We start from the raw sequence: 26,753 nt of genomic DNA, 5'->3' as shown, positions 1-26,753 counted from the left end.
TCAAAAGCCAGACATGCTTCGTCTGGCTTTTGACTTTATTATAGCTTGGAGAGAAATACGGGCGAGGCCGAATGCTTACGTACCTTCACACAACTATACCGGCATCTTAACGGAACTATACCGGTGTCCTGGCATTACTTTACCTACAGTTTCCTATTGGTTTGCTTATATCTAAGATTATCTTGTCTACATCTAATACACTTCAACTACACTCCACCACGATTAAGCAAGTTTCTCTGTTCCATCAGACACACGCGTCATTTGATAAGCGATACGCTCTGTACCGTTCTTTACATAAATGATACCACAACGTTGAAAGCCATACTTCGTCAATATATGCTGCATGACTTTATTGTCCCGATGAGTATCTACCCGGAGATTGGGCCAACGTTCGAAACACCAGTTCAAGCAGGTTTCCGATACCCCCTTCTGTTTTCCGTTCGTTGCCAGCCGATGAATCACTCCATAAGGTTCATTATTGAGCCATGTTCCTTCATAAATCTGTTGATAAGTAGGGTCGTCTCCCAAGATAAAACAAAAAGTCCCCAAAATTTCTCCCTGTTCATCTATGCAGACAAAGCTATGTCCATCTTCAATTTCCTGACGAATCAATACTTCAGAAGGATAACCGTCAATCCATTGAGTAGTATTTCCGGTTGCACGCATAAAGGCACGGGCATAGTCATAAATCTCCATCACTAAAGGGAGATCTTTTATTTCGGTAGATCTGATTTCCATCATTTGAAAAGTTATTCAAGAATAAAACAGATAATAAAATTACTCATTGATAGCTCCACAATGGGGGCATACACCTTTTTGCTTCAACTTTTCCCCACAACGCCCACAACGATACTTATACCCAATGTTCCGATGGACTTTCTTCGCAAAAACCAGCATAAAAAAGGCAAGGAACAGATAACCGATATAAATATGTGTCATCAGGATAAAGAAGAAATAGCAGAAAATACAGCAAGACATCAACCCCAGCAGATAAAAGATAGCTGCAGCGGGAGTTAACTGTCGGAACAAATCATCCAGCACCGCCAAAGCGACTATCAAAAACAGCCAAATACTCAACAAGAAGACAGAGAGAATAAAAGGAACTTTGAACGGCGACAAAGTAGGATTGAAATAAAAATGCTCCCACGTTTCAGGCACAAAGACCTGCATCGATTCGTAAATCGTTGCACTGAAAGCCATCAACAAACAAAGAAATAACGGATAAACACTATCTATATCATTAAAATAGACCATCTGCAACTGCTTTCGACGAAAAGCGCGAAACAGATATACACCGACGAATAAAGCGAAGATGATAATGAAATAAGAAGCATGCGTATCACTGAAAAGATGAATGGCCTGCGAAATACTATCAGTCGGCACAAATGACTTCTTGAGTTCTTTTTCACGTATCCAGCCCTGTTCATCCTGCGTATGAGCCAGCTTCACCCAAACACTGTCTACACTATCGGCAGGGTGAACCGCAAACTCTGCCACCACTACCCTATCCCCTTTATTCAACTGAATAAAAGTATCTTTTATCGGAAGACATTCCAAAGAGATGGAATCATCGACTACTTCCAAGTTTGTATTCCATGTATAATGCCGTTCGTACAAGTAAGTCAACGAGTCTTTCGTCTTCTTCGACAGTTCTTCCGAATCCAAAGCCGGTGCTTTATAATAACAAGATGAGAGCAAAAGTAAACATAGTAGTAGGTTCATCACTGTTTTCATCACTGTTTTCACCACAGAGGACGCAGAGGACACAGAGGATAAAAAGGATAAAGAGGGTAAAAAGGGGAAAGAAGGTAAAGAAGGTAAAGAGAAAAACTTTCTACACTTTTTCCAAAAAACACTCAAACAGTCTGTATCAGAAGAATGAGTGAAGATGTTACCTCCACTATATCCTCTGTGTCCTCTGCGTCCTCTGTGGTGAAAACTGTGGTGAAAATTGTGAATAATGATTCTCATTGAGCCGCTTTTACTTTCATTTGACAATTCTTACAATCAAATTCCAGACGAAAACGTTTGCCGTCATTTGACACCAGGTAATAGGGTTCTTTATAAGGTGAACGTACCCGTTGATGGATGGGACACCATCCCATACTGTAACGCAAACAATGTTTGCAGAACATCAGTACCGCATCTTCCACCGCTTCTTTTTCGTAAGCCGCTGCTACCTGTTGAACCCCATGCTCCTGATAGAAAGAGGCTGCACGAGTATTCATGACATTCCCCAAATAGGTTAGTGTCGTTTGTGGAAAAGCATGATTGGTTGACTTCCATACCGACAATTCTTGACGGTAATTGATTCGACGGGCAGTTATTAACCGGTCGATTGCCTGTCGGCGGAAATCGGCTAATACCGAAGCCGGCAGAAACCAGTTGTCGGTAAAAGAGATTTCTATTTCTTTTGCTTCGAAAGGCGTATTCCCCAATTTGGACAGTTGCGTTTTCAGGTTGTCCGTTTGTGGAGTCCGAGCCGGCTCTTTCTCACGTGGAAGGGTGATTGTGACGCTATTATCATCTTCGTCAGTCAATGTCAAAGAGAAACCGGAATGATGGTCGGCAAGCAACATTCGCACTGCGATTTTCCTTTCGGCAGACTTACGGGAAAGCACTCGTTCAAATTCTTGGTCGAAATTACGATATAATGTGGTACGAGGCTTGATGCGAGGCATTTCCTGTGGATATAGTTTGTTGCTGTCCACCCGGTTGATGCGGAATCCCTGTAAACGTCCCTGTTCGTCGATATAACAAACACCGTCTCCATTGTTAAAGGATTTAAGTCCCGCAACCGTCAGATAATTGCCGCGAATCTCCTTCACAGTCCCCATCTCCTCGCCCAACGACTTGGGAGTGTCGAAAGAGAAAATCTCTTTGTCACGTCCATGCAGGAAATAATGTGTGAATCCACGGCTGAAACTCTTATCCAGTTGCGGCTTAAACTCGAAATTGCACGTACCCGAAGAAGCCCTTACATATTCCGGACGACGGGCAAAGATGGCATCCAGCTTCTGACGATAAGCGGCCGTTACATTCTTCACGTAAGAAACGTCTTTCAGTCGCCCTTCTATCTTGAACGAGGAAGCTCCGGCATCCAGCAATTGCTCCAGTTCGTCACTTTGATTCATATCTTTCAAGGAAAGCAGATGTTTGTCTTTGACAATCACTTTCCCGTCCGCGTCTACCAGACTAAAAGGTAACCGGCAGAATTGCGCACATTCCCCCCGATTGGCACTGCGACCGAAACAGGCTTGGCTGACGTAGCACTGCCCGCTATAGCTGACACAAAGTGCCCCATGTACGAATACCTCTAAAGGCACTTCCGGACAATTTTCGTGTATCTTCTTTATTTCACGCAACGATAGTTCCCGCGCCAGGACTACTTGCCGGAAACCCGCCTCCCAAAGGAATTTTACTTTTTCCGGTGTACGGTTATCCATTTGTGTACTGGCATGAAGCGGTATCGGAGGAAGATTCAACTTCGTGATCCCCATATCCTGCACAATCAGTGCGTCTACGCCAATCCGATAAAGTGCATGAATCATCTCCTCCGTCTCTTTCAATTCTTCTTCTTTCAGAATCGTATTGACCGTGACATAAATACGTGCATGATACAAATGGGCATGCTGCACCAATGCTTCAATATCTTCCAATGAGTTCACAGCCGCCGCACGGGCACCGAACTTCGGAGCACCGATATATACAGCATCTGCCCCATGATTGATAGCTTCAATGCCACATTCCAGGTTTTTCGCCGGAGCGAGAAGTTCTATTTTACGCTGCTTTATCATTGAATATCGTTGATGTTGTAAGGTGTTTCCTGATAAACGAAGTAGTTCAGCCAATTGGAGAACAACAAATTAGCATGAGCACGCCAACGTACCAACGGGCCTTTTTCAGGATCATTGTCTATATAATAATTGCGGGGCATCTCTATCGGCAAGCCTTTATCGAGATCGCGACGGTATTCCGTGTCCAGTGTCAGCGGAGAATATTCGGAGTGTCCCGTGACAAAGAATTCACGACCGCCCCGTGCCATTGCCATATAGACACCGGCATCTTCCGATTCGGAAAGCAACGTCAATTCCGGAACTTTCAGAATGTCTTCCCTGCGTACTTCTGTATGACGGCTATGCGGCACATAGAAACAATCATCAAAACCACGGAAGATGGAGTGGAAAGGTTCCAATACCCGATGTTCAAAGATACCGAACATCTTCTCTTTCAACGGATATTTAGGAACTCCATAATGATGATACAATCCGGCCTGCGCAGCCCAGCATATATATAAGGTAGAAGTGACATGCGTACGTGCCCAATCAAAGATTTCCGTAATCTCATCCCAATAGGTCACCTCCTCGAAGTCCATCTGTTCTACAGGAGCTCCGGTGATAATCATACCATCATACTTCTCGTGACGCATCTGGTCGAAATCCGTATAGAACGTTTTCATGTGTTCTATCGGCGTATTCTTTGACGTGTGGCTCTTGATCTTCATAAATGAAATCTCCACCTGAAGAGGTGTATTGGAGAGTAAGCGCACCAAGTCTGTTTCCGTTGTAATTTTCAACGGCATCAGATTCAGAATCACAATCCGTAGCGGACGAATATCCTGTTGCGTAGCGCGGGAAGTGTCGATCACAAAAATATTCTCTTCCTTCAAAAGCTCTATCGCAGGTAGTTTATCGGGTAAATTTAAAGGCATAATCGCTATATATTAGTAATTTGAGTGCAAAAATACGAAAAATATAGCAGATTATAGGGAGGTAGCTTATTTAGAAGACGTACAAATTAAGTCAATTTAAACATAGAAGCATAACAACCAATCAATAAAAGCCTTATTTTTGCCGGAGAAATTAGTACTAATAATTTAAATCTTAGAAAAATGGCATACGTAATTAGTGACGATTGTATTGCTTGCGGAACTTGCATTGACGAGTGTCCGGTAGAAGCTATCTCTGAAGGTGATATCTATTCTATCAACCCAGATGTATGTACTGACTGTGGTACTTGTGCAGACGTTTGTCCGTCTGAAGCAATTCACCCGGCTGAATAATACAAGTTACAAAAAGAGTATAGGCTGCTTTCTATGGAAGGCAGCCTTTTTTTATTCCTCTTTCTTCACCACAGATTACACAGATTAACACAGATTAATTCACAATCACACGGATAGAAAAATACAAAGAAGTTCCTTAAACAAAAAATCACCCTTACTGCATACTGTAGTAAGGATGATTTTATTAATCTAATATTTTTCAGACAGACAATCTCTTTTCAATCTGTGTCAATCTGTGTAATCTGTGGTGAACTCTTATTTCAACTTAGCCAATGCTTCTTTGATACGACGGATAGCCTCTACGATATTTTCATCGCTTGTAGCATAACTCATACGGATACATTCAGGAGCACCGAAAGAGGCACCACCTACACAAGCCACGTGAGCTTCTTCAAGCAAGTACATTGCCAAATCATCCGAATCTGCAATCTTACGTTCGCCGTTGCTCTTTCCAAAGAAAGCATCGCATTTCGGGAACAGATAGAAAGCACCTTGCGGAACGTTTACCTCAAATCCCGGAACTTCCTTAGCCAACTTCACAATCAGGTCACGACGGCGTTGGAATGCTTTCTGCATTTCTTTTACCGGTTCTTGTGTTCCTGTATATGCCACTTCAGCAGCTTTTTGAGAAACAGAACAAGGACCTGAAGTGTACTGACCTTGCAACTTGTTGCAAGCTTTTACAATCCATTCCGGACCGGCAATGAAACCGATTCTCCATCCTGTCATAGCGTAAGCCTTGGATACACCGTTTACAATCACTGTACGTTCCTTCATTTCTGGGAATTGAGCGATACTCTGATGTGCACCAATATAATTGATATGTTCATAAATCTCGTCAGCGATTACTATCACCTGCGGATGTTTAGCCAATACTGCTGACAATCCGGCCAATTCTTCTTTTGTATATACAGAACCTGTCGGATTAGACGGAGAACAAAGAATCAATGCTTTGGTCTTCGGAGTAATAGCTGCTTCCAGCTGTTCCGGAGTAATCTTGAAATCTTGTTCGATACCTGCCGAAACAATTACGGGAGTACCTTCTGCCATTTTCACCATTTCCGGGTAGCTTACCCAGTAAGGAGCCGGCACGATGACTTCGTCACCCGGATTTACCAATACAAGGATGGTATTACAAACAGATTGTTTGGCACCATTGGCACACGAAATTTGAGCGGCTGTATATTCCAGACCGTTTTCTTTTTTCAGTTTCTCAACAATAGCATTGCGCAAAGCCGGATAACCCGGTACCGGAGAGTAACGAGAAAAGTTATCATCTATGGCTTTTTTCGCAGCTTCTTTGATGTGGTCAGGAGTATTAAAATCCGGTTCTCCTACACTTAAGTTAATAACATCAACACCCTGTGCCTTGAGCTCGTTGCTCTTTTGCGACATGGCAAGCGTCGCCGATGGCGACAAGCTGTTCAAACGATCTGATAATTGATTCATTTTGTATCTATTTTATTGTTGTTGAGTGAAAATCGTTGCAAAATAAGCGATAATATTTGATATATGAAAACAAATTGGCAATTTACTTATTAAAATGTAAAGTATGCCCCATTCTTTCTTTCTTTGTTCTCAAGTATCGTTCATTATACGGATTAGGAACTGTTTCAACAGGTACATTTTCTACTATCTCCAATCCGTATGCTTCCAAACCAACACGTTTCACCGGATTATTTGTCAAAAGTCTCATTTTGTGTACTCCCAGTTCACGAAGGATTTGTGCGCCTACTCCGTAATCACGCTCATCGGCAAGGTGTCCCAAACAAATATTCGCGTCAACGGTATCCATACCGTCTTCCTGCAACTTATATGCTTTCATCTTTTCCATCAGACCGATGCCACGTCCTTCCTGATTGAGGTAAACCACCACGCCTTTTCCTTCTTTTTCGATCATTTCCATCGCTTTATGCAGCTGCTCTCCACAGTCACAACGTTGTGAGCCAAGGATATCCCCAGTAGCGCAAGAGGAATGGACACGTACCAAGATCGGTTCGTCTTCACTCCATGTTCCTTTAAATATAGCCATGTGCTCCAATCCGTTTGATTTCTGGCGGAAAGGAATCAGACGGAACTTTCCGTGTTCGGTAGGCATATTTACTTCTACTCCTTTTTCTACAATGGATTCCTGTTTCAGGCGATAAACGATCAGGTCATGGATAGAAATCAGTTTCAGTCCGTGTTCGTCTGCCATCTGACGGAGTTCGGGCAAACGTGCCATTGTTCCGTCTTCACTCATGATTTCCATCAAGGCACCTGCGGGGTAAAGTCCTGCCAGACGAGCCATATCAATCGTAGCTTCTGTATGTCCGGCACGGCGAAGTACTCCTTTTTCTTGCGCATACAACGGATTGATGTGTCCGGGACGCCCGAAAGTAGCCGGTGTAGAAGTCGGATCGGCCAACGCCTGAATAGTAGCGGCACGGTCGGAAGCGGAAACACCTGTTGTACAGCCCTCCAATTTGTCAATAGTAACCGTAAAAGGAGTTCCCAACACGGAAGTATTATCACTTACCTGATGCGGTAAATCCAACTCCTTGCAACGAGACACTGTGACAGGTGCACAAAGTACGCCACGTGCATGTTTCAACATGAAATTTACTTTTTCGGGAGTTATCTTTTCAGCTGCAATAATCAAGTCGCCTTCGTTTTCGCGGTCTTCATCATCCACTACTATGACAAACTTGCCTTCTTTGAAGTCGGCAATCGCATCTTCTATTCTATCCATTTTAATAGTCTCTTTCATAACACTTATTTATTGATTTTCTGTATGATGAATTGAATTTGTTCATTGTTCTTTATAATCCGTTCCATATCCTTAGCCAGATGAACGCGGAACGCCCAGATGCGGAAATAGAAAAATAAACCGATAGGGAAAATGACTCCGGCTACCAGATTCAACCAATATATATGGAACGGGCGCACATGAGCAGAAACGGAAATAACCGGATAATTGTTTAATGCACCGATCAAAGTGGCAGATTTCGTATTGGACATTTCTTCAACCAACGCTTCCAGCTTTTCATTGATTGCCATCACCTCGTTATCATCCTCACTCGCCATCCACAACTTAAAGTAATTCGGCGCTTTTTCCAATCGTTTCCTGGCGGCATACGCTTTACACTCTGCCGAAAGTTGTTCCAAATCACCCGTCAGACGTACGTAATCAGGATCATGAATAATCACTTCTTTCTTAAATATATGGCGCACACTACGAATTCCCACAATCTTTTTAAACCAGTTGATATAGGCATCTGCATTAAGCACCACAGAGTCTTTATTCGATTTATAAGTAAGGAAGATTCCTAACGGGGCAAGGACTGCGCTACTTGTCCACATCCCCATCCAAACAATCCACTTACCGTCGCGGGCCATTTTATATCCTGTATTATCAATGATATAATAAATGATAAACACCAACACTGATACGATGACCGGCATTCCCAGACCTCCTTTACGGATAATACCGCCCAACGGAGCTCCGATAAAGAAGAACAGCAGACAAGAAAGTGAAATCGTTATCTTCTTATGCCATTCCGTCTTATGTTTTCGAATACTATAATCATTGTTCTCCATCGTGAATTTCTTGAACCCAAGATCGTTAGCCACGTTCTCCGCACGACTGACAGCGGAAGAAATCACCTTCTGTTTCTGCGTTAAAGAGGCTACTTCGTAAAGGCTGTCTACATTATATTCATGAATATCCGCCTTTTCTATTTTGACCGTATCTTCTTTTGTCAATCCATAAGAAGGACGGAAATTTCCTTCTGCCACTTCCCTGTAATACTGTCGTCCGATACTATCTCCCACAACCGTCATCGAGTCAATGGAACTCTGCAACTGCGCCATGTCCTTAGCACTGGACTGCTTACCCATAATCTCACCGTCAACCATATTGAAATCGGAATTAAACTCAATAATGGTATGTTTTTCCCTGAATTCCTCACGTCGGTAAGGTACATTCTCCGATTTCATACTTTGAGCTTTCAGATTCTCAAATAAATCTCCGCTATACAAATGCAGCCAAAGATGCTGTTTATCCGCAGTCATCTCCAAACGCCCGGAATCAGCATATATAATACGTGCTTTCTCAAAGCCATCTTTCATACTATAAATCAGCACATCATATAGCATACCGGTCTTCCGGTTCTTCTTAGCTACCTTTAAATTATAGTCCTTGATTTCAGAATAGAAAACTCCTTCCGGAATGTCCAACTCCGGAGATTTTTGTTTCATCGAAAGAATCAGGGTTCCCAATTTAGCCTGGGCAATAGGACCTACTACATTTTGGAAATAGAATGAGACACCGACAAGCCCGCAAACGAAGAAAGCAAGCGGACGCATGATTTTAAGGAGAGAAATACCTGCGGCTTTCATCGCAAGCAATTCATAACGCTCGCCAAAGTTACCGAAAGTAATCAAAGAAGCCAGTAGCACTGCCAATGGCAACGATACCGGCACTAATGTTAACGCGGAATAAAAGAAGAATTGAGCCATTACGCTCATCTCCAATCCCTTTCCGACCAATTCGTCTACATATCTCCACAGGAACTGCATCATGAATATGAACAGACAGATGAAGAATGTACCAATAAAGAGCATCAAAAAACTCTTTACGATGAATATATCTAATTTCTTTATGCGTAGCATCTTAATAGGTTCGTGCAATTAGGATGCAAAATTAGCACAAAAAAAGGAGCATCGAAAATTTTTAGTTGAAAGTTAACTAAAAACCACAAGTTCTTCTTAATTTAGCTACTTGCGACTCCCACAATTCTTTCATATCGGCTACTTCATCCGGCTCTGCGAAATCGGTAATTTCCAACACATAGTCACTAGTCAGCTCATTATAAGTCATCTTGATTTCAAAATAATCGCGTTCGTTTTCATCATCCTGCCAACGGAAGCGGATAAAAGAGAAAGAGCGAATGGCAATAATCTCTGCTTTCCTCAGCTCTGTCTTCCCCCAATGGAACTCTACTATTTTATCGTCAGAAATAACTTTGTCGGCAAACCAGTCCTCCAACCCGGTCGGTGTACTAATAGCTCCCCAAAGAATATTTTTAGACGTTGCATTCAACAAATACTCCAAATGAATCTTTTCCTTTTTCATAGCAATTTCGAATTGTTTTTACGTGTGCCAAGATAAATACTTTTTTCTAAATACGCCGCATAAATCAGACACTTTATTTAATTATTCTTTCATTATCGAGCTTCAAACTTCCTGTTTATAGGGAAAATCAAACCCTTTCTTAAAGAAAAAACACAAAAAAGTTATGAATTGTTTTGGAGATTATAAAAAATCATCTATCTTTGCACCCGCAATCGAGAAACGATGGCGGGATAGCTCAGCTGGTTAGAGCGCATGATTCATAATCATGAGGTCCCCGGTTCAATCCCGGGTCCCGCTACTTGATAAGAATAAGGCATTTGGGAGGCTTCCACTTCTGGGTGCCTTTTTCTTTTATACATCAATTGGTGCCGGTTTACACCAACGCAAATCATATATCAATCAGATTAAACATCCGTCAAATTCAATGTGGCAAGGTTCAACATATTAAAAAAATAGCCTCAACTTACAAAAAATTGAGGCTATCGAAATATCACTTAAAAAGTCTCTCTATTCCCATTCTATAGTCGCATTAGGTTTCGGAGACATATCATAACAAACGCGATTTACATTCTTCACTTCTTTCAGTATACGGTCTGTTATCTTCATCAGGATAGGCCATTCTATCGGTTCGATAGTAGCCGTCATAGCATCTACCGTGTTGACAGCGCGAATAATCACCGGCCAATCAAAAGAACGGGCATTATCACGTACACCAACAGATTTAAAATCGGGTACTACTGTAAAGTATTGCCATACCTTTTTATCCAATCCGGCAATCTGAAACTCTTCACGCAAAATAGCATCGGACTCACGTACAGCCTCCAAACGGTCACGCGTTATAGCACCTAAACAACGTACGCCCAAACCTGGACCAGGGAAAGGTTGACGGTAAACCATCTCATAAGGCAATCCCAACTCCAAGCCACAAGCACGAACTTCATCTTTAAATAATTGGCGCAACGGCTCCACAAGCTCGAACTTAAGGTCTTCAGGCAGCCCACCTACATTATGGTGAGACTTCACCATTTTAGCAGTTTTCGTTCCACTTTCCACAATATCCGGATAAATAGTCCCTTGCCCCAAGAAGTCAATACCATTCAGCTTACGTGCTTCTTCTTCGAACACACGAATAAACTCACCACCAATAATTTTACGTTTCTGTTCCGGATCTTCCACACCTGCCAGTTTATTCAAGAAACGATCGGTTACATCTACATAAATAAGATTTGCTTTCAACTGGTTGCTGAATACCTCAACCACATCTTCAGACTCTCCCTTACGCATCAAACCATGATTAACATGTACGCAAACCAGATTGTTACCAATTGCCTTCAGAAGTAAAGCTGCTACCACAGAGCTATCAACTCCACCCGACAGAGCCAACAATACTTTCTTATCGCCCACCTGACGCTTAATCAACTCTATCTGATCATTGACAAAGTTCTTCATGTTCCAGTTAGCTTCAGCTTTACAAACATCGAAAACAAATGATTTCACTGCCGCCTTTATAGCCTCAATATCATCCGCAAATTCTGCCAACTTCACTTCACAAGTTGCTTTATCGTGACCTGCAGCCATGACGGGAATCCCCAAAGTATAGATAGCCGGATTTACATCAATAGCAACGCCATCAATTACATTATTCGGTCCACCATTAATTATAATACCCTTTACATTGGGCAATGCTTTCAGTTCTTCCACTGTGATATCGTGAGGATAAATCTCACTATAAACTCCTAATGCACGGATGGCGCGAGCCAACACCGTATTCTCATGACTACCCAAGTCAAGGATAACAATCATATCCTGCTTCATCTGATTTTGGTTGTTTTTTAAGTTATTGTATTGTTTATTATTCACTATCGTTTCCAAACGGTCTGCAAATATAAAGATTTTTAGAGAGACTATAATACATTGATTCTCTAAAGTTTCAGAACAGAGTCGCGTTTTTTTGCTGTTATATTATTCCAAAGAAAAAAATGAAGTTATACAGACAAGCAAAAATAAAAAAAGAAGCATTCACAAACACTATAGAGTTTGAAAGACTTCTTTTATCCTAGATATTTTATACATTTGCTGCATAAAACATAATATTTCACCATGAACGAAGAGAAAAGTTCCTTTATAAAAGGTATAAATGAGCAACACCCAGCCGCTTATCATCAGCTTTATAATGAATATTATAAAGCATTGGTGTTGTATGCCATCAACTTTCTCTCTTCCCAACAAGCTGCCGAAGATATTGTACAGGATCTTTTTGCAACTATGTGGGAAAAGAAAATGAGATTCTTATCATTGCCTTCTTTCCGAACTTATCTTTATAATTCTATACGAAATGCCTCTCTTAATTATTTAAAACATCAGAATGTAGAATCTCTCTATCTTGAACGCTTGGCAAGCACTTATCGAGAAATCACAGAAGAAGAAGATACCAATGAAGAAGAAGTATACCGACTACTATTCCGTGCTATCGATAAATTGCCAACACGCTGCCGGGAAATATTCTTATTACATATGGATGGAAAAAAGAATGAAGAAATAGCTACTGCACTAGGAATTTCGATTGAAACAGTAAAAACACAAAAGAAAAGAGCTATACAATCTATCAAAGAACAGATGGGCACATGCTATTTTTTGCTCCCCTTATGTGACATTTTGTATAGTTCCAAGTTTTTTTCGTAACCAAAATAATCTTTTTTAGAAAGTTTGTACCTCTTTTTAATCTTCATGTTGTCTTATTAACAAATGATAAGACAATAAATATATGAAAATAAAATCTGGTACAGAAGAATTAATAGCCAAATATCTCTTCGGTGATATTACAGAGCACGAGAAAAAACAACTTGACAATTGGATCAAGACCTCTCCACAACACGAAGAGTTTTTCAATCGTTTACGAACAAGCGCATCATTTCGTAAGCGCTACGAGGCATATACACAGATTAACTCACATCAGGCATGGAAACATTTCAAAAAGAAATATTGCCAAGTATCAGTCACATCAATTCTCCTGAAATATGCAGCTATTTTAATATTACCTATAATAATAGCAGCAGGAGGATGGTACTTTTATATTGCTTCCGAAAAACAAATATCTGACAATCTAGCCTTAGGAGATGCCATACAGCCAGGAATTCCTAAAGCTACATTAATTTTAGCCGGGAATGACAAACAATCGCTTACTCCAACATATCCAACACCAGTTAAGGTTAATCATTCCACAACTGCTATAGCTCAAAATGGTGCGCTCATCTATCCATCAACACCCAATATAAATATAGATATATCTCAAAAACAGCAGCCTGAAATAGTAGAAAAAAACACATTAACAACTGAACAGGGAAACGAATTCAGAGTAACCTTTGAAGATGGAACAACCGTACACCTCAATTATAATACAGAAATACGGTATCCTGTAAAGTTTAGTAAGACTAAACGCACGGTTTATCTAAAAGGGGAAGCCTATTTTAAAATAGCCAAAGATGCTCGTCCTTTCTACGTTGTCACTGACCAAGGAATAATCAAACAGTATGGTACAGAATTTAATGTTAATACATTCACCTCTGGACGAACAGAAGTCGCATTAGTGAAAGGGAGTATCAGTATTATTCCTCAAGGAAGTACACAGGAACAACTCATAGAGCCGGGCCAATTGGCACACATTGAACAGAAAGGTAACAATATATCTATATACAATGTAGACCTCACTCCCTACATAGCATGGAATGAAGGACGACTTATTTTCGAAAATCGTACTTTAGAAAATATTGTCGAAATTCTAGAACATTGGTATAATGTTAATATTTCCTTTGGCACTTCCGAGCTTAAACAACTGCGATTTACTGGTAATATGGATCGTTATGCCACAATCAGCCCGATATTAAAAGCAATAGCACGTACTACGAATTTACAAATAAAAATAGAAGGAAGAGAAATTTTAATCACAGACAATTAATTACTAATTAAACAAGAAGAAAGAATGAGAAAGACAAAAAGTAGAGAAAGAATCCGAATACTTTCTCTGGTAGTAGTATTATTACTATTACCCACAATGATGCTTGCCATTCCAGAAAGTGGCAAAAAAGTAACTTTAAATCTGGAATCTGTCACTGTCAAAGATTTTTTCGATGCTTTAAGACAACAAACCGGATTAAGCTTTGTCTACAATACAGAACAGACAAAGTCACTGAAACCCATCACTATCCATGTAAAAGATGAAACTGTGGATAACGTACTACGTACCGTACTCAATGGCACGGGTCTCACTTACAGCATGGAAAGAGATATTGTCACTATCTCTAAAGTGGAACAACAAGGAAGCAAACGTATCGCAACAGGTATCGTTTCGGATGAAGAAGGATATCCTTTGCCCGGTGTTAATGTTGTGATTAGTGATCTTCAACGCTTTGCCATAACAGATAATAATGGTAAATATAATATAGAGATTCCAGCTAATACCGCATGTACTATCACCTTTTCATATATCGGAATGTCTACTCAGCAAGTAATGATTAATAGTGGTCGGAATGATGTACGAAAAAATATTACTCTAAAAAGTGATACTAAATTAGATGAAGTTATCGTTACTGGAATTTATACTCGTAAAGCAGAAAGTTTTACTGGAGCAGCAACTACTATTTCGAGCAAAGATCTGATGCGTGTCGGAAATCAGAATGTGTTCCAGAGTTTGAAAAATCTGGATCCTACAATATACATTGCAGATAATTTTGATATGGGCTCCAATCCCAATAGTGTTCCGGATATGTCAATGCGTGGAACTTCCAGTTTTCCAACGACAGAAAGCAGTTCTTTGCGCAGCAACTATCAAAATCAACCCAATCAACCTTTATTCATTCTTGATGGTTTTGAAACAACTGCTGAGACAATAATGGACATGGACATGAACCGAATTGAAAGCATTACAATTTTAAAAGACGCCTCAGCAAAAGCTCTCTACGGTTCTAAAGCAGCCAATGGTGTAATTGTTATTGAAACAAAACGTTTAACCGGAAATCAACAGCGTATTACGTATAATGGTAGTATTTCTTTGGAAATGCCGGATTTAACCAGTTATGACCTTTGTAATGCATTTGAAAAATTGGAAGCAGAACGTTTAGACGGAGTATATACAAGTAGTAGCGCCAATACACAAATCCAATTAGATCAATTATATAATGGACGACGAAAACTTGCATTAGAAGGATTAGATACCTACTGGTTATCCAAGCCACTTCACACTGGCATAGGACATAAACATAACCTAAATATAGAATTAGGCGATTCCCAAAATTTACGTGCAATCTTAGACCTTACTTATAATCAGATTACTGGGGTTATGAAGGGATCTGACCGCCGCAATATATCGGGTGATATAAATTTATCATACAGACATAACAAACTATTACTAAAGAATATCCTATCAATCATATCTAACAAAAGTAATGAGTCCCCTTATGGAGAATTTAGCGAATATTCCAGAATGAATCCATATTGGCAAGCAACTGATGAAAATGGGAATATAGTTCAATGGGTAGAACAAATTGGCTCAACATCAAGCAAAGTAGCTAACCCTATGTATAATTCTATTATCGGAACCAGCTTTACTTCCAGTTATTTACAATTCACCAATAATTTTTATGCAGAATGGCAAGTTGATAAAAACTGGAAAGCAACAGCACGTATAGGAGTCTCTGAAAAACGAAATGATATGGATGATTTCTATCCCGCCTCACATTCCATTTTTGCAAATGTTAATGATATACTTAAGCGTGGTAAGTATATTATGGAAAATGGTAAATCCAGTTCTATTTCCGGAGACTTGAATATAAACTATAATAATCAATTTGGTAAACATACTATCTTTGGAAATGCCGGTGCCTTTATCTCCGGAGAAAAATCATCAGCATATCGACACACGGCAGAAGGTTTCCCCAATAATCAGAAGGCAGATATTTCATTCGCAAAACAATATGCAGAAAACAGTACCCCTACTGGTTATTCCACAATTAACCGTGAAGCCAGCTTCCTATTAGCCGCTTCGTATGATTATGACAATCGTTATTTAGCCGATGCAACTGTTCGGGAAAGCGCATCTTCCTTATACGGTTCAGATAACCGTTGGGCCAATAGCTGGTCTTTTGGTATTGGATGGAACCTGCACAATGAAGCCATCTTGAAAGGTGTTGGATGGATTAAACAGTTAAAACTTCGGGCCTCGATTGGTTTGACTGGAAATCAAAACTTTGATACCAACGCAGCAATTGCTACATATAATTATTACACAGGCGTCGTATATGGAGGCTTAGCTGGCAAATTTACAGGAGCTTATTTAGCATCTATGCCTAACTCCAAATTAAAATGGGAACAGAAAAAGGATCATAATATAGGAATTGATATGAGAGTTGCCGGATTATCCCTTTCTGTTGACTATTACTCAGCAGATACCAAGAATATGTTAACCGATGTAACAATCCCAACTTCTACAGGGTTCGCAATAGTAAAAGATAATTTAGGATTGGTACGTAATTCTGGAGTTGAAGCTAAAGCTAATTATACAATATGGCAAGGAAAAGAAGGTTTTGTAAATGTATATGGAACATTTGCCTATAACCGAAATAAAATAATTCGTTTGTCAGAGAGTATGCGGGCTTACAATGAAAAAATGATGAAACAAGCAGAAGATAATAATACCTCTGCACCTGTATTAATGTATCAAGACGGATTATCTATGAAAACAATATGGGCAGTTCCTTCAGCCGGTATTGATCCGCAAACCGGACAAGAAATATACATTAAAAAAGATGGTACCTACACCTATACTTATTCAGCCAATGATATGGTCGCTGCTGGTAACTCCGATCCTAAGTATCGTGGTACAGGCGGTTTCACAGCCGAGTATAAAGGTATCGGATTAAGCGCTACTATAAGTTATCTTGCTGGTTGTCAAATGTATAATTCAACCCTCGTCAGTCGGGTAGAAAATGCAAATATTGCTTACAATGTGGATCGCCGATTGCTAATTGGTCGTTGGACTACTCCCGGACAAGTAACACCATACAAGAAATTTAATTCTGAAACAACTACACGTGCTACCACTCGCTTTGTACAGGATCGGCGTGAATTATCACTTTCTTCCATCAGTGCATATTATGAGTTTCCCAGTTCCATTTATAGGAAATTAAGTATGCAACGTCTGCGTTTATCATTCTATTTAAATGATATTGCAACGTTCTCTTCTATAAAAATAGAACGAGGTTTAAATTATCCTTTCGCAAGAAATATGTCGTTCTCATTAACAGCCACTCTCTAAATTTTATAAAGATGAAAAAATACATATTAATCCTATTAACGTCCGTAGTAACATTATCCTCTTGCAGCGACTGGTTCGATGTTACTTCAGGGTCTGAAATTCGAGAAAAAGATCATTATAGCACTCTAGCCGGATTCCAACAATCTTTAATAGGTTGTTATATTAGCATGACAGACAATGCCCTTTATGGTAAAGAATTATCCTGGTATGCAATTGAAATATTAGGTCATCAATTTAATCCTGTGACTTCCAATTCAAGTAATAGTAGAGAAATGCAAGAATATGAAAAATTCAATTACGACCACACACAAATATTCTCGGACATCGAAAATATCTGGGCTAAAGCATATTCTGTAATAGCCAATGCCAATGAAGCATTAACTAATATGGAAGGACAGGAGTCAAGTCTGAACGAAGTCTATTATCATGTTATCAAAGGAGAACTTCTTGCCATTCGTGCATATATACATTTTGATCTGTTGCGCCTATATGGATATGGTGATTGGAAAAACCGTTCCGCAGAACTAAACTCTAAAAAAACGATTCCATATGTAACAACTTTATCATCGATCCCAACTCCTCAACGCACAGGAAAAGAGACACTTCAAATGATTATCAACGATTTGGAAGCCGCAGAAAAATTATTAAAGGAATACGACCCGATCACAAAAAAACATCCGGCTTCTTATTACACAAGTATAGATGCAGATGGTTTCTTCAAAGATAGAACTTTACGACTCAATTATTATGCAGTCAAAGCATTGGAAGCACGTGTATATTTATGGGAAGGCAGTAAAGAAAGCATAGACAAAGCTTTAAATGCTACTGAAGAGATAATCACAGCTATCGGTGATAATGGAATTGTTATGGACGATATGTACACTTACTCCTACCTGTTACCAGAAATTTCTCAATCTAACCGTTCTCTAGCATCCGAAGCTTTATTTAGCCTAAATGTTTCAGACGTTACGTCCAAAATTACCTCATATATAATACCCAACTTCGTCAACACAGACTATACAGCTATGTATATATCTCCAACAGATGTTGAAAATATATATGAAGGCATAAATTCAGATGTTCGTTTCACACGAATGTTAGATCAAACCCAAAGTGATTCCAGAGGATATGTCCCTATGAAAATTCATCAAGCAAGTTTAGACGAATTCAATAAGAACCGCTTGTCTCTAATACGCTTGCCTGAAATATTCTATATTGCTGCAGAATGCTATGCAACAAGTGCAACCCCAAATCTTGACATGGCATTACAAAGGCTAAATAAGATTCGCGAAAACAGAGGTATCAGCACCCCTCTTGAAAATCTAAATGCAGATCAAATCATAAAAGAAATACAAAAAGAATATCACAAAGAATTCATTTCCGAAGGTGTCATGTTCTATTACTATAAGCGAACAGGGTGTAAATCTATTCCTAATTATAGTGAAGAGATGACAGATACGCAATATTTATTGCCTTATCCTACCTTCGAAATACAATCCGGTCGTGTACAATAAACAATATTAATATGAAAAAAATAATTATAAAATCAGTCTTAGCGATAAGCTGTTTCTCTTTATGCCTCATTAGTTGCGGCAAGGAAGAAATACCATATTTTGACAGTCAATATAATGCTGTCAGATTCAATTCTACGAATGAGTACGATGCAGAAACCGACATATTTAAAGGGAATTATTCTTTTCTGGAGAATCCCTTTGATGAATATGGTGAATATGAATTGCCTTTAGTTTTGGTCGGAAATGTATCGACAGAAGACCGTACTGTGAATTATGTAATCAATGCGGAGGAAACCACTGCCCCCGAAAACAGTTATGAAATAACTGCTGCAGTGATTCCCGCAAATAGTTTAAAAGGAACAATAAAAATAAGGCTGTTTAATACTGATGAAATACAAAATGGAGCATCATATAAACTTTATATCCAGCTAAAGGAGTCATCAACTCTAGGGTTAGGCCCTAAAGAATATATCACAGCAACAGTAAGTTGGAACAACAATATCATTGCCCCTCCAGCGACTGAACGATATGTATGGATGACATATAATTCACTAATAAAATCATCCCTAGCTCCAACCTCTTATTCTACAACAGCTTATAGTTCCAATGCTTTAAAAACAATTGTAACAGCTTTAGACTGGGATGATTGGGACGATATGACTGCGCATCCTGACCAACCACAGAGACCAACATATTTTACATATAAATATCTCGCCAATTATAGATTATTCGTAACAGACAAATCATATGAAGCTTATGCTGCAAAATTAGCGGATTATCTAAAAAAGTATCAGAAAGAACATCCCGATACCCCCCTAGTTCATAACGAAGGTAATTTGAAAGGACAAATTATAGAAGCCAGAACATATTAATTTATATAATTCTATAAAATTATGAAGAAAAATAATATAACTCAATTAATAATATTACTGCTGCCTAATATTCTCTGGTTTACTTCTTGTTATGAGGATAAAAGTTCATTTGTAACAAACCTTATTCCAGAAGTACAAATTAGTATAAACGATAAAAATCAAGAAAATTCAATATACGTAGGTTATCAATCTCCTGTCGATATTGTACCATCTATTACCCAAGATGGTTTTGATGGTTCTAATTTGCGCTATGAATGGGCTGTAACCGAGGAACCCTCAACTAATAATCCTGTTTATGAAATTATTGGTACAGAAAAAGACTTTCATGGTATTATAAATCGTCCTATATCAAATGGAGCCTATACGTTAAAATTGACTGTAACAGATGTAGCAAATGATAACTTACAATATATTTATTCTTGGGAATTATATGTACAAAGTAGCTTCCTAGACGGATTGTTGATCGCAGATAGTGAAAACGGAACAACAACAGATTTTACTTTGATTAACAATTCTCAAATAACAAATCAATATACAAAAGAAGAAAGAATATTCCGTCACATACTAGAAACTGCTAATGGAGCAGCATATGATGAATTATTGACTTCATTAACCTATGAGGTGATGGGGAACACAGCAATACTTGGTAGTTCTCACTTAAATCAGATTTGGGCTATTTCTTCCACAGGAAAAAGCATTCGTTTCAACTGTAAGGACTATTCAATAAACGGGACATGGGAAGATGAAAAAATATTTTTATATTGCCCCACCGATTTTCAAGTAAAATCTTATATTCGTTCTTCACAACTTTTCATCGCTTATACAAATAATGGACTATATTCATTCTTAAACGTAGCAGGTAACAAATTCTCTATGCCTAATTCTGTTTTTAATGGATTTGAAATCAATAACAATGTATATGCAGCAAATTCTTCATATAGTATTGGAGACAACCATTTAGTATGGTTAGATAAACCCAAAGGTGCCTTTTATTCCTTAAATGGCACGAGTTATAACACATGTACTCCGTATATCTCAAATCCGGATTTCGATCCTAATGACATGGGGAGTCAAACAGCTATTGCCGCAACAAGTTCTCAAGATGGCTCATTGGCCACTTTCTTACTTAAAGACGATAATAGTGGAAATTATGCTATTTACACTTTAAGCCAATATAAAGCAGAAGAAGGCTACTATGAAGATCCTGATAATTGGGAGGGATGGATTGTGACTTCACCAGAACAACCAGCAGCAGCAAAAAACAAATATATTATTCCAACGACAGGAAAAACCTTACTAGACAAAGCTGTATCTATTTTCTTCGGACATACAAATAATGTATTATATGTAGTAACAGATGCAGCTATATACTCATTTACTTACGGTATGGGAAATGAAGTATCTGTCTCCACCACCTCACAGTTTACCCCCAGTAACGGAGAAAAAATTACAAAGGCCAAGTTATATCAACAAGGGCAATATACCAATCAAATTAATGTAATGACTGGTAATCCACCAACTATTGCCCCAAATGCATGGAATAACAAAGCCCTCATTATTGTGACCCAATCCGCAGAATTTAACGGAAAAGTCTCAATTGTTCCGATGAAACAGGCCGGTGCAGGAACCTTGGATATTTCTAAAGCCCTAATCTATGATGGTTTTGGTAAAATCCTAGATGTAACAACAACCGGATATTAATCTAATTTCATAAAAATACATTAAAGAACTGATATGAAAAAGAAAATCCTCTTACTTGCAGCAATGGTGGTAGCTTCGTCTACCACCATTGACGCACAGCGTAAATTTCCATTCTTCTGGAAAAAAAAGAAGGCAAAAACAGAACAAACAACTCCTGCTAAAAAAGAAAGTGAATATGACAAACTATTCAAGAAAAAGCATGAAATAGCCAAAGGACTGATTACTCTCCATCTGCTGGATGGAAAAGTATATTTTGAACTTCCTGTGGATTTAATTAATAAAGATATGCTTATTGGTTCCACCGTTACCAGTATCTCTGATAATGGTAATGCAGTAGTTGGTTCCAAGCCGACCGATCTTCTTCACGTAGTATTCACACGCAATAAAACACATGTACAGTTACGTCAGGTAAACACTGACTATATTACTGGTAACACACAAATTGATGAAGCTTTACGCAAAAGTACACTGGGAGCAATTTTAAGCAACCAAAAGATTCAAGCATACAATAATGACTCTACTGCTATCGTTTTTGATATGAGCAGCGTCTTCCTGGGCGACAATAAAAAGATGAGTCCCTTCGACAAAAATTCTATTTATGGAATGTACAATCGTACAGAGAATTATCAATCCGACTGCTCGTACATTTCACAAATCAAGGCTTTCAAAGATAATGTTTCTATTAAAAGCTGTCTGTCATATACATTCTCTGTCAGCAATTCACAAGGAACATCACTCATAAAAGACCGTCCATTCACCGCAGAAATGACACGTTCCATCATGCTGTTAAAAGAAAAGCCTTATCGTCCACGTATGGCAGATTACCGGATCGGTGTATTTTTTACCGGACGCGAACAACTAGGCGAAGGAGCTAAAACGACCGTACCCGTTTACTATGCCAATCGATGGGATATACAACCGTCCGACACCGCCGCCTACTTACGTGGAGAGAAAGTGAAACCCACTAAACAGATTGTCTTCTACATCGATAATACTTTCCCAGAGAAATGGAAACCATATCTGCGGGAAGGAGTCACCCAATGGAATGAATTATTTGAACAGATTGGATTCAAAGATGTTGTAGCAGCCAAAGATTTCCCGACAGATGATCCGGAATTCGATCCCGACAATATCAAATATTCATGTGTCCGCTATGCTCCATCAAGCATTGAAAATGCAATGGGACCATCATGGGTAGACCCGCGAAGCGGAGAAATCCTGAATGCCTCCGTATATCTATATCACAATGTCATCAAACTTATCAGCAACTGGTTGTTCGTGCAAACAGCACAAGCCGATAAAGATGTACGCACAGTCAATATTCCGGATGAAATGGTTGGAGATGCGTTGCGCTATGTACTTTCACATGAAATCGGGCACTGTTTAGGGTTTATGCATAACATGGGAGCTTCTTCCACCTTCCCGGTAGATTCTTTACGTTCACCGGAATTCACACAGAAGTATGGTACCACTCCTTCCATCATGGACTATGCACGCTTCAACTATGTAGCACAACCTGGCGATAAAGAACGTGGCGTTAAATTGACTCCTCCCCGCTTTGGTGAATACGACAAATACCTCATTAAATGGACGTATACTCCAGTATTCAATGTTAATTCTGCAGAGGAAGAAGCAATTATAACAGGCAAATGGATCAGTGATGCCATTAAAGAGAATCCAGTGTACCGATATGGAAAACAACAAGTATATGGAGTTGTTGATCCCCGTTCACAAACGGAAGATATTGGTGACAACTCTATGAAAGCAACTCGATATGGCATCAAGAACCTTAAGTATATCATGAATAATCTGGAAAGTTGGATTTCCGAAGGTGACGATACATACGAATACCGTGAAGATTTATTTATTGGTATCGTAGAACAACTTGCAATGTACGTTACCCATGTAGCAGGCAATGTAGGCGGCTATTTTGTCAACGAAGTTAAAGAAGGGGACACAATGCCACGTTTTGCACAGATCCCAAAGGCACAACAAAAAGAAGCCCTGAATTACCTATTCGAGATTTATAACGATCTGAATTGGCTTGACAACAAAAACTTGTTAACTAAATTCCCAATTTCCGGTTCCCCTAAACAAACTATTCAAAACTTCATGTTGAGATATATACTGCCTGTACCTTTTCAGGTATCACAATACGAAGGATTAGAAAAAGATTCATTTACTGCTGCCGAGGCTTTCAACATGATATACAATTTTGTATGGAAACCGACCATTTCCGGATGTACATTAACAGAATCCCAAATGAATCTCCAGAAACAATATATATACATGATGATGCAAACTGCCGGTTTCACAATCAAAGGAGCTGGGAAAGCATTGGCCGGAGAAAAACCACTTGACATCAATCACCGCCAGTTCGGATATACTTGTTGCCAAGGACATGCTATCAAAGAGGATGTTATACACAACCCTGTAGCAGGTTTTGAATGGAGACCGTTGAATCGTTTTTCTATGACGGCTAAAGTTACACAAGCAGATGTATACGCATATATAGCTAAAGCCAAACAACTGATGAAACAAAAGGCAGCCAGTGCATCAGGGAAGACGAAAGCTCACTATGAATTATTATTAAAGATGCTCGACATCAACTTAAAATAAGGGAGGGACAAAAGATGAAAATACTATTTTTATGGTTGATGCCAATTTTGTTGATTATCGGATCAACAAATGAAGCCAATGCCCGCTCCAAAAAGAAAAAAGGAAAAGCAAAAACCGAACAACAGACTGACAGTGTTCAAAAGAAAAAAAAGAGTGTCTACGACAAGCTTTTCAAAGATAAGAAGAAACATACAGTCAATAAAGGGACAATCACAGTTCATCAGTACGAGGATAAGATTTATCTGGAACTACCGATTGAATTAATGGGACGGGATTTTTTAGTAAACTCTGCCATCACTACTGCAAGTGACATTTCGCTGGCGGGCACAAAAGCTGCTCAAAGCAGGTATCTGATTATTGATAAAACCGATTCATTAATATTATTCCGAGATCCGAAATACAATGTTCGCCTCAACGAACAGGACGATAATCAAGAAGCGGCTTTTGCATTATCTCGTAGTAATGCTATTTACAAAGCATTTCCAATTGAAGGATACACCAGCGATTCAACGGCTGTTGTATTTAATGCCACTTCCTATTTCTCTTGTTCCAATAAAGATGTACTCAATCTTAGCGGACGCAGTTATGGAGGTATGCTCACAATTGTAAGTGCTTCCCCTCAAAGTAAAACATCTTTTGTGGACTCTGCAGACGCATTCGACAATTGTATCAGTATCACTCAAAACTGTACTGCAAAGTTGAGCATCAGCATCATGGGATTCGTCTCCAAAGAGCAACCGGAATTAACCATGTCGGTACAAACAACACTAGCCCTACTGTCGAAAGAAAAAATGAACACCCGCGAAGCCAACCCACGTGTAGGAACAGGTTATATATCATACACAGACTATCGTAATGAAAAACGTTTCAAGAAAGGATACTATGTAACACGCCGTAATATAACGACACAACAACCTGTTGTCTTCTACATCGACACTCTGATTCAAGATAGCTGGGTAAAAGCCATCCAAAAAAGTGCAGATGAATGGAATATAATATTTGAAGACTTAGGAATAGGAAAACCAATCATAATAAAACCATATGAGAAAGATTCAACTTTCCGTGCTAATAACCCAATGATAAATACGATTGCTTTCCTGAATAACAACAACTCGGAAGTTACCGCATACAATGTCACTGACTTACGCACTGGAGAAATCTTAAGTACCAAGATAGGAGTACCACGCGACCTTGCCGTCAGCGTACGTCGTAATGGAGTATACCAAATGGCAGAGATTGATCCGCGCTTCCGGACTTATTACATTGCCGATGAGGTGATCTGTGAGAATCTGACAGCACGTATGCTAAAAGCATTTGGTCTTAGTTTGGGATTGGCAACTAATTTGGCTGGTTCTGCAGCATACTCCCCTGAGGAACTGCGTTCTCCTGAATTTACTCAAAAATATGGTATCACAGCTTCAGTCATGGACAACGTATTATACAATTATCTGGCACAGCCCGGTGATAAAGAAAAAGGAGTGGTATTGATTGTCGACAAACCGGGTGTATGTGATGCATTTACGCTCAAATATCTGTATGCCGCCACCAGTGAAAATGAATCAGACATGTTGAAGAAATGGGCTATGGAACACGATGGAGATCCACGCTATTTCTATGGAAAGCGTTCACCAGCTTATGCTACAGACCCGCGTTGCCAAAACTATGATTTAGGTAATGATCCGATAGCCTCTTTAGATGCACAAATCGCTCATGTGAAATATGTAGTTAAAAATAGTCCTGCCTGGTTTCACGACGATAATATCCCCAATGATTACCGGGAGCTATTTCCTGATTTTGTGATTATTGAATTAATCAATAAAACATTGTCACCTGTATCTTCTTATATCGGAGGTATTTATATCAATGAAGCCAACGAAAAAAGCAATGTTCCTTCATATCAACCGGTATCGGCAGATATGCAAAAGAAAGTCTTACAAAAGATATTCAGTACCTTCTATGATTTAAGTTGGCTGGACTCTAATAAGGATTTCTTGCGTTTAGGTGGTGTCAATCCTGATATGTCAGCATGGATTTACAATAACGGGTATCCAATGATGTCTTTGATGTTTCGTTTGATGCGTATGGGATTGAGTGTAGAGAAATCAACTAGACCTTATACCCAAGAAGCATATTTGAATGATATAGAGAAACAATTATTCAAAGAAACTTTAAATGGGAAACCTTTAAGTGCTCCAATGATTGCACAACTGTCTGTATATATCAGTTCTTTAAAAGGAATGTGTCCGACATTAAAGGCTATTGACAAGGCTGTATCAACAAGAGTAACTTCCATTGCTCTCAACGAGCAAACTAATCATAAGTTACAATCATTAGGGTTGCTGACAACTTTTGCCTCTATATCTGCAACAGAAGAGCAATCGGGTATGGAACCTATGACTGCTGTCAATTTCTATGTCGGTACGGATATCGAAGCCATTTGCTATGATAAGTTGAAAAGTACACGTCGCTATTTGATACAAGCTCGTTCTTTGGCTAGTAATGATATTGAACGTGGAAAATGCGATTATTTGATAGCGATGATTGACAGGGTAATTTAGCC

The 26,753-nt window shown here is 39.2% G+C and carries 18 protein-coding genes and 1 tRNA gene; 10 read left to right on the top strand and 9 right to left on the bottom strand.

The window, feature by feature from the left end:
• Positions 1-222: 222 nt before the first annotated feature.
• The 4 genes from BSAG_RS16145 to metA are packed head-to-tail and all read right to left on the bottom strand — an operon-like array spanning position 223 to position 4,711.
• Positions 223-741 carry a GNAT family N-acetyltransferase gene (locus BSAG_RS16145; protein WP_004314570.1) on the bottom strand — a complete coding sequence of 173 codons (519 nt, stop codon included), beginning with the start codon at positions 739-741 and terminating at the stop codon, positions 223-225.
• A 36-nt stretch (positions 742-777) separates the two neighbouring features.
• Positions 778-1,971 carry a hypothetical protein gene (locus BSAG_RS0222810; RefSeq protein WP_008771510.1) on the bottom strand — a complete coding sequence of 398 codons (1,194 nt, stop codon included), beginning with the start codon at positions 1,969-1,971 and terminating at the stop codon, positions 778-780.
• Positions 1,968-3,797, bottom strand: a complete 1,830-nt coding sequence (locus tag BSAG_RS16150) for a peptidase U32 family protein (RefSeq protein ID WP_004314572.1) — start codon at positions 3,795-3,797, stop codon at positions 1,968-1,970. The genes BSAG_RS0222810 and BSAG_RS16150 overlap by 4 nt, the downstream gene beginning before the upstream one ends.
• Positions 3,794-4,711, bottom strand: a complete 918-nt coding sequence (gene metA, locus BSAG_RS16155) for a homoserine O-succinyltransferase (RefSeq protein ID WP_004314573.1) — start codon at positions 4,709-4,711, stop codon at positions 3,794-3,796. The genes BSAG_RS16150 and metA overlap by 4 nt, the downstream gene beginning before the upstream one ends.
• Positions 4,712-4,891: 180 nt before the next feature.
• On the opposite strand from metA, the gene BSAG_RS16160 reads away from it, so the two are divergent.
• Positions 4,892-5,062 (top strand): DUF362 domain-containing protein, encoded by a 171-nt coding sequence (locus BSAG_RS16160; RefSeq protein WP_002559159.1) that lies wholly within the window; start codon positions 4,892-4,894, stop codon positions 5,060-5,062.
• 255 nt (positions 5,063-5,317) lie between these two features.
• Here the strand turns inward: BSAG_RS16160 and BSAG_RS16165 are convergent, their stop codons facing one another.
• The 4 genes from BSAG_RS16165 to BSAG_RS16180 form a co-directional block, all read right to left on the bottom strand.
• A complete protein-coding gene (locus BSAG_RS16165) occupies positions 5,318-6,511 on the bottom strand; it encodes a pyridoxal phosphate-dependent aminotransferase (RefSeq protein WP_004306402.1) in 1,194 nt (397 codons plus the stop codon).
• A gap of 82 nt (positions 6,512-6,593) precedes the next feature.
• Positions 6,594-7,811, bottom strand: coding sequence for a bifunctional 3,4-dihydroxy-2-butanone-4-phosphate synthase/GTP cyclohydrolase II (locus tag BSAG_RS16170; RefSeq protein WP_004309056.1), 1,218 nt, complete (start codon positions 7,809-7,811; stop codon positions 6,594-6,596).
• A 5-nt stretch (positions 7,812-7,816) separates the two neighbouring features.
• Complete coding sequence (locus BSAG_RS16175; RefSeq protein ID WP_008771508.1) at positions 7,817-9,715, bottom strand: LptF/LptG family permease; 1,899 nt, start codon at positions 9,713-9,715, stop codon at positions 7,817-7,819.
• A gap of 76 nt (positions 9,716-9,791) precedes the next feature.
• A complete protein-coding gene (locus BSAG_RS16180; RefSeq protein ID WP_004314575.1) occupies positions 9,792-10,178 on the bottom strand; it encodes an START-like domain-containing protein in 387 nt (128 codons plus the stop codon).
• A 224-nt stretch (positions 10,179-10,402) separates the two neighbouring features.
• On the opposite strand from BSAG_RS16180, the gene BSAG_RS16185 reads away from it, so the two are divergent.
• Positions 10,403-10,476: transfer RNA gene (locus BSAG_RS16185), tRNA-Met, on the top strand.
• Positions 10,477-10,685: 209 nt separating this feature from the next.
• On the opposite strand, the gene guaA is transcribed toward BSAG_RS16185, so the two are convergent.
• Positions 10,686-11,993 (bottom strand): glutamine-hydrolyzing GMP synthase, encoded by a 1,308-nt coding sequence (gene guaA / locus BSAG_RS16190; protein WP_004314576.1) that lies wholly within the window; start codon positions 11,991-11,993, stop codon positions 10,686-10,688.
• Positions 11,994-12,278: 285 nt separating this feature from the next.
• Here guaA and BSAG_RS16195 point away from each other — a divergent pair, with 285 nt between their 5' ends.
• The 8 genes from BSAG_RS16195 to BSAG_RS16230 all read left to right on the top strand — a co-directional run bounded on the left by BSAG_RS16195 (position 12,279) and on the right by BSAG_RS16230 (position 26,751).
• The gene (locus tag BSAG_RS16195; RefSeq protein WP_004314577.1) at positions 12,279-12,860 is read left to right on the top strand and encodes an RNA polymerase sigma-70 factor; all 582 of its coding nucleotides are present in this window, start codon (positions 12,279-12,281) and stop codon (positions 12,858-12,860) included.
• Between the two features lie 82 nt (positions 12,861-12,942).
• Positions 12,943-14,133 (top strand): FecR family protein, encoded by a 1,191-nt coding sequence (locus tag BSAG_RS16200; RefSeq protein WP_004314578.1) that lies wholly within the window; start codon positions 12,943-12,945, stop codon positions 14,131-14,133.
• 24 nt (positions 14,134-14,157) lie between these two features.
• Positions 14,158-17,487: a SusC/RagA family TonB-linked outer membrane protein gene (locus BSAG_RS16205; RefSeq protein ID WP_004314579.1), complete on the top strand. Its 3,330-nt coding sequence runs from the start codon at positions 14,158-14,160 to the stop codon at positions 17,485-17,487.
• Between the two features lie 11 nt (positions 17,488-17,498).
• Positions 17,499-19,001, top strand: coding sequence for a RagB/SusD family nutrient uptake outer membrane protein (locus BSAG_RS16210; RefSeq protein ID WP_008771507.1), 1,503 nt, complete (start codon positions 17,499-17,501; stop codon positions 18,999-19,001).
• Positions 19,002-19,012: 11 nt separating this feature from the next.
• Positions 19,013-19,873: a DUF4843 domain-containing protein gene (locus tag BSAG_RS16215; protein WP_004314581.1), complete on the top strand. Its 861-nt coding sequence runs from the start codon at positions 19,013-19,015 to the stop codon at positions 19,871-19,873.
• 21 nt (positions 19,874-19,894) lie between these two features.
• Positions 19,895-21,574, top strand: coding sequence for a PKD-like family lipoprotein (locus BSAG_RS16220; RefSeq protein ID WP_004314582.1), 1,680 nt, complete (start codon positions 19,895-19,897; stop codon positions 21,572-21,574).
• Between the two features lie 33 nt (positions 21,575-21,607).
• Positions 21,608-24,193: a zinc-dependent metalloprotease gene (locus tag BSAG_RS16225; RefSeq protein WP_008997411.1), complete on the top strand. Its 2,586-nt coding sequence runs from the start codon at positions 21,608-21,610 to the stop codon at positions 24,191-24,193.
• A 14-nt stretch (positions 24,194-24,207) separates the two neighbouring features.
• A complete protein-coding gene (locus BSAG_RS16230; RefSeq protein ID WP_008771505.1) occupies positions 24,208-26,751 on the top strand; it encodes a zinc-dependent metalloprotease in 2,544 nt (847 codons plus the stop codon).
• Positions 26,752-26,753: the final 2 nt, after the last annotated feature.

It is taken from the genome of Bacteroides sp. D1 (assembly GCF_000157095.2).
Lineage (GTDB): Bacteria > Bacteroidota > Bacteroidia > Bacteroidales > Bacteroidaceae > Bacteroides > Bacteroides xylanisolvens.
Note: the sequence above shows the minus strand (reverse complement) of the source record. Positions and strands in the feature narration are given on the sequence as shown.